This window comes from Clostridium isatidis (genome assembly GCF_002285495.1).
GTDB classification, from domain to species: Bacteria; Bacillota; Clostridia; order Clostridiales; family Clostridiaceae; genus Clostridium; species Clostridium isatidis.
The window spans coordinates 1,261,111-1,274,188 of the sequence record NZ_CP016786.1 but is presented as its reverse complement, the minus strand read 5'-3'; the positions used below and the strand labels follow the sequence as shown (position 1 = coordinate 1,274,188).

The 13,078-nt window shown below is 26.8% G+C and carries 11 protein-coding genes; 10 read left to right on the top strand and 1 reads right to left on the bottom strand.

Annotation, left to right across the window (positions count from 1 at the left end; translation table 11 throughout):
- The first annotated feature begins 32 nt into the window (after positions 1-32).
- Positions 33-1,250 (top strand): BaiN/RdsA family NAD(P)/FAD-dependent oxidoreductase, encoded by a 1,218-nt coding sequence (locus BEN51_RS06055; protein ID WP_119865184.1) that lies wholly within the window; start codon positions 33-35, stop codon positions 1,248-1,250.
- Between the two features lie 184 nt (positions 1,251-1,434).
- Here the strand turns inward: BEN51_RS06055 and BEN51_RS06050 are convergent, their stop codons facing one another.
- Entirely contained in the window at positions 1,435-2,721 is a 1,287-nt protein-coding gene (locus BEN51_RS06050; protein WP_119865183.1) for a VanW family protein, read from the bottom strand.
- Between the two features lie 223 nt (positions 2,722-2,944).
- Between BEN51_RS06050 and BEN51_RS06045 the strand changes: the two genes are divergently transcribed.
- From BEN51_RS06045 to BEN51_RS06005, 9 genes are all read left to right on the top strand, one after another.
- Positions 2,945-4,714, top strand: a complete 1,770-nt coding sequence (locus tag BEN51_RS06045) for a methyl-accepting chemotaxis protein (RefSeq protein WP_119865182.1) — start codon at positions 2,945-2,947, stop codon at positions 4,712-4,714.
- A gap of 237 nt (positions 4,715-4,951) precedes the next feature.
- Complete coding sequence (locus BEN51_RS06040) at positions 4,952-5,758, top strand: cation diffusion facilitator family transporter (RefSeq protein ID WP_119865181.1); 807 nt, start codon at positions 4,952-4,954, stop codon at positions 5,756-5,758.
- Between the two features lie 421 nt (positions 5,759-6,179).
- Entirely contained in the window at positions 6,180-7,058 is an 879-nt protein-coding gene (locus tag BEN51_RS06035) for a hypothetical protein (RefSeq protein ID WP_119865180.1), read from the top strand.
- A 129-nt stretch (positions 7,059-7,187) separates the two neighbouring features.
- Positions 7,188-7,514, top strand: coding sequence for a hypothetical protein (locus tag BEN51_RS06030; protein ID WP_119865179.1), 327 nt, complete (start codon positions 7,188-7,190; stop codon positions 7,512-7,514).
- Between the two features lie 321 nt (positions 7,515-7,835).
- On the top strand, positions 7,836-8,135 hold the full coding sequence (locus BEN51_RS06025; RefSeq protein WP_119865178.1) for an ATP-dependent Clp protease adaptor ClpS: 300 nt from the start codon (positions 7,836-7,838) through the stop codon (positions 8,133-8,135).
- A 1-nt stretch (position 8,136) separates the two neighbouring features.
- Positions 8,137-10,395, top strand: coding sequence for an AAA family ATPase (locus BEN51_RS06020; RefSeq protein ID WP_119865177.1), 2,259 nt, complete (start codon positions 8,137-8,139; stop codon positions 10,393-10,395).
- A gap of 52 nt (positions 10,396-10,447) precedes the next feature.
- On the top strand, positions 10,448-11,575 hold the full coding sequence (locus BEN51_RS06015) for an SEC-C metal-binding domain-containing protein (protein WP_119865176.1): 1,128 nt from the start codon (positions 10,448-10,450) through the stop codon (positions 11,573-11,575).
- A gap of 11 nt (positions 11,576-11,586) precedes the next feature.
- Entirely contained in the window at positions 11,587-11,922 is a 336-nt protein-coding gene (locus BEN51_RS06010; protein WP_119865175.1) for a hypothetical protein, read from the top strand.
- A 202-nt stretch (positions 11,923-12,124) separates the two neighbouring features.
- Positions 12,125-13,069: a 4Fe-4S dicluster domain-containing protein gene (locus BEN51_RS06005; protein ID WP_119865174.1), complete on the top strand. Its 945-nt coding sequence runs from the start codon at positions 12,125-12,127 to the stop codon at positions 13,067-13,069.
- Positions 13,070-13,078: the final 9 nt, after the last annotated feature.

Sequence of the window (13,078 nt, the reverse complement as noted above, 5' to 3'; positions counted from 1 at the left end):
AGCTAATAAAATCATTTATTTAAGGAGATATTATGTTAAAAGTTATTGTAATAGGTGCAGGGCCTGCAGGAATTATGGCAGCATTAACTGCAGCGAAGGAAAATGAGGTAGTATTAGTTGAAAGAAATAATGAAATAGGCAAAAAATTAAAACTAACTGGTGGTGGAAGATGCAATATTACTAACTATAGGAATATTAATGACTTTTTTGAAAAGATAGTTACTAATAATAAATTTCTTTATAGTGCTTTATATTCATTTACAAATGAAGATTTATTAAATTATTTTAATAATCAAAATTTAGAGTATAAGGTTGAGTTTGAAAATGATTATAAGGTATATACAAAAAATGATAAAGCTGATGATGTAATAGAAGTATTAAAAAAAGATTTAAATAGAAAAAAGGTTAAAATTCTTTATAATACAAAGGTGCAAGAGCTGATAATTTCTGATAATACAATTAAGGGAATTATAACTGATAAGAATGAAAAAATTTATGCTGATAAAATAATAATTTCAACAGGTGGAAAAAGTTATCCTAATACAGGTTCTGATGGTACTATGTATAATATTTTAGAAAAGTATGGACATAAAATTAATCATCAATATCCAGCTTTAGTACCATTAGTGGTAAAGGAAGGCTTTATAAAAGAACTTCAGGGGATATCCATGAAGGATGTAGTTATTAAAACAAAAATAAAAAATAAGAGAATTCAAAAAGAAGGAGATATGATATTTACTCATTTTGGAATATCTGGTCCCGCAGTTTTGAAATTTTCATCATATATAAATAAAATATTAGATAAGCAAAATGTAGAAATTAGATTAGATTTTTTGAAAAATATTTCAAAAGAGGAACTTGCCAAAATAATAAGAGCTAATAAAGCTAAATTGGCTATGTATAATTTAAAAGGGTATTTGCCAGTAAAGTTTATTGAATTAGTAGGAAAAAGATTATCCATAGAAAAAATAAAGGCTGCTGACTTAAAAAGGGAAGATGAAATTAAACTAATAGAAAATATTAAAGAAATGAAATTAACTGTTGAAGATACAATTAGCATTAAAGGGGCGATGGTCACAAGTGGAGGAGTAAATGTTAAAGAAATAAATTCCTCTACAATGGAATCAAAAATAATAAGGAATTTATATTTTGCGGGTGAGATTATAGATGTTGATGCAGAAACAGGAGGATATAATCTTCAAATAGCATTTTCTACAGGATATCTTGCAGGTAAACTTTTAAATAGTTAGTACTGTGGAGTTAGGAGTTAGTTTTAGCTTTTGATTTGTTAGTATGCTGAAAATTTGTGATGAGTGTAAAAAGGCTGTTTCAAACCATAGGTAATGAAACAGCCTTTTCATATTCAGTTTCTTTATCGGAGATAAAAAACTACCTTAACTCCAAACTCAGTCCTCCACACTAACTAATCTTTGATTAGTTAAATGGTTGATAAGTGCTTCTATTTAAGTATTGATTTACAACTAAATTTCCATTTGCATCATAACCATGTAAATAAGCATCGGCACTTAAATCGCTTAATGGAACGCTTACAGCTTCATATCTTATTCCATCATCTACGCTTTCGTTTGACCAAAGTTCAATAGTTAAAGTACCGTTATAAGCATAGGAATGAATAACCATAGGATAATCAGAATCATTTTGGAATTTTAAGTCTATCAAATTATCTGCTAATGTAGCATCTAACCCAATTGGAACATATGTGACTTTCATCATATGATTCATTCTTTCAGTTGGTATTATTCCAGCTCTTAATATCGTATTATATAAGGTTGATGCAACTTGACATACTCCACCGCCAACGCCAGGGACAACTTCACCAGCAACATAGGTATTAGCTTCAACAAAGCCGTTTTCAATTGTTGTAGGACCGATAGCCTTTTCTGTTGAAAAAGTTTCACCTGGCATAACAACTGAATTATTAATATTTGCAGCTGCTAATTGAAGGTTTGTCCCGCTTGGACCTGCTTTAAAGTAGGTTGTATAACTGGATAATTTATGATTTACAGTACGTAAGTCTGCAGCTTTTATTTTTGCTTCAACTACATCTGTAGTTCCTGTAATTTCAATGACCTCCGGAGCGTTTAGATCCTTAATTTTAGAAGAAAGTTCTTCTTTTAATTTTTCAGAATTTAACTTGATTCCTGAAATTTCATCAGAAACACTTATCGAATTACCAGAAATATAGATAGTAGCATTTGTAGGGCTTATATCTACGTTAGAAGATATATTAGCAATAAAATTATCTAATAACTCTTCATTATATGAAAGGCTTAAAGTAAATTCTTTACTTTCAGGCTTCTTAATTAAATTTAACTTCTTAAAAAAATTAAAATCTTTACCAAAATTAATTATTTCATTTTCTACATTTGAAAAATCAATTGAAGCTTCTAGTTCTGAATAAGAAATAGTAAATTCTTTTCCTTCAGAGATAACTTTTATATTTTTATTTAATAGTTTTTCTACTAAAGTAGTAAGTTCATTGTGCAACTCTTCTTTAGATAGATTAGATAAGTCTCTATCTAGAACATAAACTCCTGGATAGACTTTGCTAGAATAACTTTTAACTAAATTCATATTGGTGATAATAAAGTAACTGAGAACAGCACTAATTATCGTTAAAGCTATTACTATAGTTTTTAGAGATAAGAATTTTTGATTTATAAGTCCTGTTTCTTTTGATGTGTCTGTATTATTATCCATGATTACCACCTTTCATAAGTCCTATAAATATAGTTTAACTGTAAAACAGAATATTTTCAACTAGAAATGTAATAAAATGGATTGCGAAAAAAATTATTTTATAATAATGATTTGTGATTTAAAAAATAAATTAATCATTTTTTAAATTAAAGAGAAGTATTTACAAAAATGCCCACAATGAGTTAATATAAGTTAAAGAAAAATAATAATAGGGGGGCTAAAGATGAAAATTAGATTTAATAAAAAAAGAAGAAAAGTTCAAAAAAGAATAAACACTAAAGATAAACATGTTAATAATACTGTTAAACTCAAAAAAACTATGGGTAAAAAGATATTTAAAATAACAGTTGGAGTAACAGTGATTGCAATGTTATTATTTATTACCTCCAATATATTTATGTTTAGAAATATTCTTGAAGGAATAGAAGAAAATTCCATTATTAAAGGAAAGCACATTAAAGGAAGTATAAGTAGCGGGGATATTATTAACATACTAAATAATAAAACACCTGGAAGTTATGAATATAAGAAAATTAAAAATGATCTTATAAGTGCAAAGGGAAATGAGGATGTTTCAAGTTCAAGAATATTAATAAAGTCTGATAATATGGTTCAAATATTAGTAGATACAGAGAGTAATTTATTATCCTTTGGAAACCATTTTGATTTTGATGGTACTTTAGAAAAGGCATTCAATGGAGAAATGGTAGTTAATCAGTTGAAAGAAGATAAAAATACATTTATTAATATTTATTATCCTATAAATGATTCGGCTAATAACATTATAGCTGTATTAGAAGTATCAGATGATATTACTAGTATAGTTGATGCTAGAGAAAAAATAATTTTTCAAACAAGTATTTTAGCTATCATTCTAATTGTTGTTTATGGTATTATGTCCTTCTTATTATCAAAAACTATCAATAAAAATGTAAAAAAAATAATACAAGGCTTATTAGTAATGTCAAGAGGTGACTTAACTGAAGAGATACATGTAGATGGTAAGGATGAAATACATTTAATTGCTTCTTATATTAATGAATTAAGATTAAAAATTTCTGCAATGATAAATAAAATACAAGATATGTCGAATGATGAAATAAAAATTGTAGAAGAACTGTCAACCTCAAGCAAGAATATGGCTGAAGCCTCTTCTGAAGTATCTGCTAATATACAGGAAATAGATTCGAATTTATATATTCAAAATAATGATATGGAGCAAATAAGTGACTTGCTTAATGGTTTTGAAAATTCAATTCAGGATGTTAGTTTAGTTGTAAATGAAGCAGATAGTCTTTTAGTAGATGTAAATGATAAATTAAAGAATAGTAGTGATGATTTAATTAATCTTCAAGCTTCAAAGAAAGAAATAGAGAACTCTTTATATTATTTTAATAGTAAATTAGCTAACTTATATAATTCGCTTGAAAAAATTAAGAACATAGCAATTTTAATAGATGGAATTGCAGATCAAACAAATTTACTAGCTTTAAATGCATCGATAGAAGCGGCAAGAGTAGGGGAAGCTGGAAAGGGATTTGCGGTTGTAGCAAACGAAATTAGAGATTTGGCTGAGGAAGTAAAAAAATCTTCTTTAGATATTGATAAGCTGCTTATGACCTTAATTAGTGAAAAAAATGATGTTGAAGAAACATCAAAAATTATGGAAATAAAACTTGCAAATCAATTCGAAGTTATTGATAGGTCTACATATTCCTTTAAGGATATAATAAATAGAATTCTTGAAGTTATGCCAAAAATGAGAACAGTAAATAAAAAGATGGATTTAGTAACTGAAGAGAAAATTAATATTACTAGTTCTATAGAAAAATCAAAAGAGTTACTTGAGCAAATTGCTAATTCTGCTGAAGGTATTAGTGCTTTTACAGAAGAATTAAATCAAATAGCAAACGAGGTTGCGCAAGTTGGAAACCAATTAAATTCAAATGCTAAAGAAATAGGTATGGAAATTAATAAGTTTAAAATAAATTAGGAACATTTACGCTTTTTTATAAAATATTTGAGTTTATAAAATAGTATTATTAATAAAAGTTTAATAACATTTAAATATATTAATAAAGCTTTTTCATAATGTTACAATTAGAAATGATAATTCTAATTAAGGAGTGATATTATGAATAGAGAAAGAAAAATACTAAAATTTTCTGCTCTTGGAGCATTGTTTTTTGCGGTATTAGGTATTGCATGGGGATGAGCTATAGATTCTAAAATGATTACTTTTGATGGTTTCTATTCTTTCATAAGTTTGTTATTATCTTTGCTAGCAATTGAAGCTACTAAGTATATTAATAAAAAAGATATGGAAAAATTTCCTTTTGGGAAAGCTGTATTAGAGCCGTTACTAGTAATTTTTAAATCTTTGGTATTATTGTTTATGTGCACAAGTAGTTTAGTATCATCCCTAAATCAAATTCTAAGTGGAGGAAATGAAGTAGAAACTGGCTTTGCTCTAGTTTATTCTTTAATATCTTCGATTGGATGTATAATTGTATATTTATATATGAAAAAATCATCTAAGAACTTAAAATCAGAAATAGTTAAGGCTGAAAGTACTCAATGGTTTATGGATGCACTTATTAGTATAGGTGTATTAATTGGATTTATTGTTTCATTAATTTTGGTTAATATTGGTCTAGGAAATCTATCAAAATATATTGATCCGGGAATGGTTATTTTGTCATCAATTATATTTTTACCTATTCCAATAAATTCGATAGTGGAATCATTTAAAGAGCTGATTAATTTTAATGTTAGTGATAGTATTTATGAAGAAATTAATATTCTTCTTAAGGAAATAGAAAAGGAATATGTTATTAGAGATTCAATAGCAAGGGTAGCTAAAATAGGAAGAGAGCTAAGGATAGAAATTGATTTTATATTATCCAATCATTCTAAAATAAAATCTGTAGAAGATATGGATAAGGTAAGAGAAATAATTGATGAAAATACAAATAAATTTAATATGGAAAAGTGGATGAACATATCCTTTAGTAAAAAAAGGAAATGGTCTATGTAGGATATTTAACAAGTATTAATTTAAGCTGTAAATTAAGTGATGTTTATCACCTTTCTTAATTTGCAGCTTTCCTTTTATGGATATTTTTTGCAAAAAATTTTTTATAAATATTTACAATATGTAGTATATAAGGAAATAGAGTTTTATATAAAACATTTACATAATTAAATAATTAACAGTATAATTAAAAAGATAACAATAAAATATAGTAAATTGATAAAAAATATGCCAAATGTTTGATATATTTAATAGGTTTTACGAAAAATTTTAAATTTTTTTTAATAAATAATGTATAAATAAAATGAATTATTAAGAGTTATTGGACAAACCTTTAACAATTGATATTGAAATTATTTCTAACTTAAAATAAAATCAAATTGTAAAAAATAAAATTTATAAAATTTATTTAGGGGGAAATAAAATGATATCAAAAAAAATATTAGCTGTATGCTTAATAACAACTTCTCTATTAGTTGGATGTGGAGCTAAAGAAACATCAAATACTAATGAAACTCCAAATAATTCTGCTGGTGAAACAACTGATAAATTCACTGGTAAAAAAACTTATGAAACACTTTATGATCCAACAGGAGCAAAAGGTGATGTAATCGTTGTTGATCTTGACTTTGAAAATGGAGAACCAGTAAAAGTTGCTGTTGATGTTCGTCAAGAAGATGGTTCAATGAAAAAACAAGCAGCTGCAGAAGGTAAATACGTTATGAAAGAAGGAGAAAAGCATCACTGGGGAGAACAGATTGAGATGCTAGAAAACTTCTTAAATGAAAATAAAGTTGATATATCAAAGGTAACATTAACTAATGATGCAGGTAACACTGATGCAGTATCAGGCGTTACAATTAAAGTTGGAGCATATATCGATGCAATAAAAGACGTTATAGATGCAGTTAAAGAAGGAAAAGAATTAGAAGAAGGTTTTACAGGAGCTAAAACTGGAGAATTAGATTATGATACAACTGGTAAAAAGAAAGATGTAATTATGACAAAGGTTGTATTTAACCATGGAAAACCAGTTGCAGTTAAAATCGATGTTAAACAAGAAGACGGTTCAATGAAGAAACAAGCAGCAGCTGAAGGAAAATATGTTATGAAAGAAGGAGAAGAACATAACTGGGGAGAACAAATTGAATTATTAGAAAAATTCATAGCAGAAAATAATTTTGATTTATCAAAAGTAACTTTAACAAACGATGAAGGAAATACAGATGCAGTATCAGGAGTTACTATTAAAGTTGGTCGTTACCTAGAAGCTGTACAAGCTGTATTAGATCAAGTAAAATAATATTTTTTATAAGAAAGCTGTTAATAATTTGCTATTAATAGCTTTCTTTTTTATTTAAAAATATTCTTATAAATAATAAAAAAATAATTGGGAAAACTATTAATGATAAGATACAAAGGAGGACCGAAAATGAAAGTGAAATCATTAATAACTCCGCTGGCTTTAGTAACAGCTTTAACTTTTGGTTGTACAAAAGCAGAAGAGGAAATAAATAATCAAGAAGATACAATTGAGGAAAATGTTATTGATAATAGTGATGGAACAGATGTTAATGATGGAAATGGAGCAAATAATGGAGTTGAACCAGGAACATATACAAATGATAAAAATGAAGAAAATGAGACAAATGAAAGCAATGAAACAAATAATGGAATGGAAACAGATGAGCCAGGAACTGGACCTGGTGTTAATAATGGAGCAGGCAGCGATGAAATAGGACCTGAAACGACTGAATAATGAAAAAATACGTTAACATAAGGTTTAGAGAAGATCTAACACGTTAAGTGTTTATCTTCTCTATTTTATTAGAAACATATTATATTGAATACAAAAATTATTATAAACTAAATATGATGAGAATAAGGAAAATAATTACTAATAAAGCAATAGTAAAAGATATAGACATAAATTTATGAAGGTGTGGCAGATAAATCATAAATATTATATAATAAAGAATAGTGCTGTTTACTTAATCATTTATTATATAATTTGGTTTATATTTGTTTTAGATAAATAATATAATGTATAATAAAAGAAATTTATTTTGGAGGAATTACTTTGGAAACAAATGCTAATGTTATAGAAAAAACAATAATAAAAAGTAAAGTTCCTAGAAATTATAAAGTAATAATGTTTAATGATGATTTTACTACCATGGAATTTGTCGTAGCTATTCTTGAAGATATATTTAATAAAAATTCCACTGAAGCATATAGAATTATGATGGAAATTCACAAAAACGGAAGAGGAGTAGCGGGAATATATCCTTATGATATAGCTATTTCTAAAGTAAGAAAAGTAAGGGAACTTGCAAAACAAGAAGGATTTCCTTTTAAACTGACAGTAGAGGAGGAGTAAAATGGATATAAGTAGAATAGTTAGAGAAGTTTTAATAAGGGCTTATAAAATTGCCCATGATAATAACAATGAATTTATAACCCCTGAGCATTTAGTATTAAGTGCCTTAGAGGAAGATATTTTTAAAGATGCAATTACCAAGTTAAATGGAAATGTTAAAGAATTAAAAGATGATTTGATAAATTATATAGATAATAATATTGATAAGGTTGAAAATAAAGAGCCTGAAGAGAGTTATGGTATAAAGAATGTGCTAATATTTGCAACACAACAAGCAGCCTTTAGTGAAAGAAATATGGTTGCTTTAGAACATATAATGGCTGCAATATATACTTTGAAGGATAGTTATGCAGTTTATTTTCTTCAAAAGCAAGGAATTGAAAAACAGGATTTATTATATGAATTGTCCCATAACCAATCAGAAATGGAAAATGCTTCTAAGGATGCAATAAAGATAATAAAAATAAATCCATTAGAATATAAAAGTATGAGTTCTAATGGAAATGCTGAAACTAATAAAATATTAGGAAAATATTGTACGGAGCTAACAAATTTGCTAGAGATTGATGAATATTCATTAATTGGAAGAGAAGATATAATAAATAGAACAATACAGATACTTTCAAGAAAGACAAAGAATAATCCTGTGCATATAGGGGAACCAGGAGTAGGTAAAACTGCAATAACAATGGGATTGGTTAAATTAATTAAAGAAGGAAAAGTACCAAATAAATTAAAGAATGCTAAAGTTTTTTCTTTAGATATTGGTTCAATTCTTGCGGGAACAAAATATAGAGGTGATTTTGAGGAGAGAATAAAGCTAATATTAGATGAAATATCTAAATCTGAAAATTCTATAGTCTATATTGATGAAATTCATAATATTGTAGGGGCAGGGGCTTTGAATGGTAGTTCCTTAGATGGAGGAAATCTAATAAAGGGATATTTGTTAGAAGGAAAGATAAAGTTTATAGGGGCAACTACATATGATGATTACAAAAAGTACTTTGAGAAAGATAAAGCCTTAATAAGGAGATTTCAAGTTATAGAAGTAAAAGAAACTTCTATAGATGAAACTATTGAGATACTTAAAGGGATTAAAGAAAGTTTTGAAAAGTACCATAATGTTAAATATAACGATGATGCCTTGGAAGAAGCAGTTAAATTAAGTGCTAGATATATCAATGATAAATTTTTACCAGATAAGGCAATAGACATTATGGATGAAGCTGGTGCTTATGTAGATATCAACAGAGATAGATATAAAGAAGCTGTAGTTAATAAAGAAATTATTGAAGAAATAATTTCTAAAACATGCAATATTCCAAAACAAACAATTGAAAATACAGAGGCAGAAGCTTTAAAATCTTTAGAAGAGGAACTGAAAAAGAAAATTTTCGGACAAGATTCTGCTATAGAGGAAGTGACAAGAGCTATTAAATTATCAAGAGCAGGTCTTACATCTAAAGAAAAGCCTGTTGCTTCATTGCTGTTTGTAGGACCAACAGGAGTAGGTAAAACAGAAATAGCCAAAGTTTTATCTCAGACTTTGGGAGTAGAACTAGTAAGATTTGATATGAGTGAATATGGTGAAAAACATTCTGCAGCAAAACTTATAGGATCTCCTCCAGGATATGTTGGTTATGAAGAAGGAGGGCTATTAACAGATACAATAAGAAAAAAACCGAATTCGGTTTTGTTATTAGATGAAATTGAAAAAGCTCATCCTGATATATTAAATGTTCTTCTTCAAGTTATGGATTATGGAATATTAACGGATAATAAGGGGAGAAAATCAGATTTTAGGAATGTAATAATAATTATGACATCAAATGTTGGAGCAAGAAACTTGAGTAAAAATTCAGTTGGTTTCTTAAAAGATGAATCTAAGCAGGGAGATATAAAAAATGATGTATCTAAAGCATTCTCTCCTGAATTTAGAAATAGGTTGGATAAAGTAGTAATATTTAATGAAATAAATGAGGAAATGGCTATAAATATTACAAAGAATGAGTTAAATAAATTTAAAGAAATGCTAATTTCTAAGAAGGTTTTTGTAAACTTTACTGATAAATGTATAAAATTTATTAGTGAAAAAGGTTTATCTAAGGAATATGGAGCAAGGGAAATTATTAGGGTAATAAATGCAGATATAAAACCTTTATTGGTAGATGAATTATTGTTTGGTGATTTATCTAATGGGGGAGAATGTGAGATTGATGTTGAGAGGGGTAAATTTATTGTCAATATCCAAAATTAGAAAAATTAAATGAGAGGTGATACCTCTCATTTTTAATGGGAGTGTGTAATTGATGAAAGATATTAATAAACTACAAGAAGAAATAGTAATTAAAGATGCTAAAAAGGCTGATAAAATATGGAAAGAACTTGAGAAAGATAAAAAGTTAGAATATTATTTAACTATGATGACTAAAGAGGAATTACTTAAGATTGGATATATAAATAAGGTCAAAGGTTTAAGTTCATTAAAAAAGCAAGATTTAGTAGTTAGGATTAAAGATATTATACTTGAAAAAATAAATCATATGTTAAGTAACTTAGATTTAGAAAGATTAGAATATTTACAGGAAGTTCTAAGGCATAATGGCAAGAAAGAATATAATCCAAAAGAAATAATTAATGCAACTTATTTTAGAAATAGAGGAATTTTATTTACTGCAGTTAACAACAGAAAATTATTTGCGGTTATGCCATTAGAAATATTTAATCTGATCAAAGAAAAATTAGATGATAATTACAAGAAAAAATCAAAATTTAATTCGGAAGTTATAAATCTAATTTCTGGTTTGCTTTACTATTATGGCGTTATTGAATGTTCTACGTTAAAGAAATTATTAGAAGATAATTATGAAATTTATATTACTGAAGAAGAGTTACTGGATTTTATTTTAATGGGAGAAGAAGTTGGTTATGATTTTCAATTTGAAGATAATATAATATATCATTTAGATGTAGATAATCCAAAAGAATTATTAAGTAAAATTAATGAATTCAGCCTAGATTATGCAAAATTTGATAGAAAAGCATTGTTAAAGGTTGGGAAACCAGATTATATTGAAGAAAATAAGCAACTAATTAAATTAGAAAAAGTATTAAAAGAATTATTTATAATTGATAAAGAAATATTAAAAGAAGAAATTGAAGGATTTATTATTGCAATAAAAAATGAAGTGCCAATTGAAGATGCTGCTGATATTTTTCTACAGTCCTATGAAATTGAAACAGAAGAAGAGAGGATTATATTAAAAGGCGAATTAGAGAAAATTGCATGGAATGTTAGAAAGTGGACACTGAAAGGAAGAAAAATGAATGAGATAGAAGCTAATAGTAAGACAATTGTAAGCAGTAAAAATATAGGAAGAAATGATAAATGTCCATGTGGAAGTAATAAAAAGTATAAAAAATGTTGTGGAAGGTAAGATGATAACTTATGTATTTTAATTACGTTTTATTATTTATGGGAACTACAGATTTAATATTAGGTCTAATAAGTTATTTTAGAAAAGGTGAGGCTGCAAAAAAATACTTGCTATATAGTTATAAAATTATCAACGAAGAATTGGAAGCTAAATCTTTGGAAAAGATAGAGAAACTTTCAAAAGTTTTAGGCCAATTAACTTGTGTAGAAGGAGCTTTATATATTTTTCTTGCATCAACAGCAATATATTCAAATATGAATTTAATTATTGTAATCATGCTAATAGTTATTATTGAATTGAGTATTTTTAGTATGAAAAATAATATTATTAAAAAATTTGTTAAATAACATAAGGGGCTAACTGCTTAGCCTCTTGTGTTATTTATTTTTGGTGGATTTTTATTTTGTTGAAAATGTGTAATGGTTTTATATAATATAGTTATTAAATATTGTTTATAGCTTTTATATATGGTAATATTACTATGATGGTTTGATTATACGTATTATATGGTATTAATTACCGTTATTTTTTTAACAGGAGGGATAAATATTGTTTTTTGATTTTTTTAGTAACAGATTGAGTTCTAATAAGCTTTTTAAGATTAAGGAAGATAGTATTAAAAAGCTAATTACAGAAACAAACTCAGATAAAAATGAATCTAAAAAATTCATAGAAAAGCTAAATACTTATTTTGAAGGAAATCAGAATAATAAAATTATCATTAAAGCTTTTAGTTTTCAACCCAATATAAATGGTTATGGAATCATTTTAAGGTCTAGAAAAGAGGATTTTATAAAAGGATTAGAAAAAATAAAATCCATTGGAGAAGTTAAATTTGTAGTAGATGGAAATGATAAGAATCTTGAAAAGGATTTAGGAGAATTTGGTGAAGTTATAAAATTACCATCAAAAACAGATCTGTATAAGGATAAAATATCTTCAATTATTTATGGAGATAAAAAGGATGTACTTATTTTTGATTTAATTGAAGTGATTCAAATTGGACAAGCAGCTGTAAGTAAAGAAATAGAAATCCTCTTCACTGTTTATGGTAGTTCTATACAAGGAGGAACTGTAGTATCTGTAAATGAAAATGCTACTTATAGGCAGGTTTATGAAGGTTTAAATGGTACTATTAGCAAATTAAAGAAAGTTATTAATGGTGGAAATTTTAATGGAATTGCTATATATGATTTAGATGAAAAAATATCACTAAATACAAAAGGAATATTATTTTTAAGTGATAATGATATTGATATTGGAGAAAGTGCTCCTTGTATTAGATGTGGTGAATGTTTAAAAGTATGTCCTGAAAATCTAAATCCTGCAAAATTATTAGAATTGCATAAGATTAAAGAAGATGATGAGCTAATAAAATTTGGGCTTGAGAAATGTATAGAATGTGGACTATGTAGTTATGTATGTCCATCAAAAATCGAAGTAGCTCAAACTATGAAAACCGCGAAATTTTTAATAAATAAAAAGTCTAAATAGGAGTGATAG

Coding starts and splice junctions, on each gene's coding strand:
- BEN51_RS06055 (WP_119865184.1), top strand. CDS start 33: ATGTTAAAAGTTATTGTAATAGGTGCAGGGCCTGCAGGAATTATGGCA.
- BEN51_RS06050 (WP_119865183.1), bottom strand. CDS start 2,721: ATGGATAATAATACAGACACATCAAAAGAAACAGGACTTATAAATCAA.
- BEN51_RS06045 (WP_119865182.1), top strand. CDS start 2,945: ATGAAAATTAGATTTAATAAAAAAAGAAGAAAAGTTCAAAAAAGAATA.
- BEN51_RS06040 (WP_119865181.1), top strand. CDS start 4,952: ATGATTACTTTTGATGGTTTCTATTCTTTCATAAGTTTGTTATTATCT.
- BEN51_RS06035 (WP_119865180.1), top strand. CDS start 6,180: ATGATATCAAAAAAAATATTAGCTGTATGCTTAATAACAACTTCTCTA.
- BEN51_RS06030 (WP_119865179.1), top strand. CDS start 7,188: ATGAAAGTGAAATCATTAATAACTCCGCTGGCTTTAGTAACAGCTTTA.
- BEN51_RS06020 (WP_119865177.1), top strand. CDS start 8,137: ATGGATATAAGTAGAATAGTTAGAGAAGTTTTAATAAGGGCTTATAAA.
- BEN51_RS06015 (WP_119865176.1), top strand. CDS start 10,448: ATGAAAGATATTAATAAACTACAAGAAGAAATAGTAATTAAAGATGCT.
- BEN51_RS06010 (WP_119865175.1), top strand. CDS start 11,587: ATGTATTTTAATTACGTTTTATTATTTATGGGAACTACAGATTTAATA.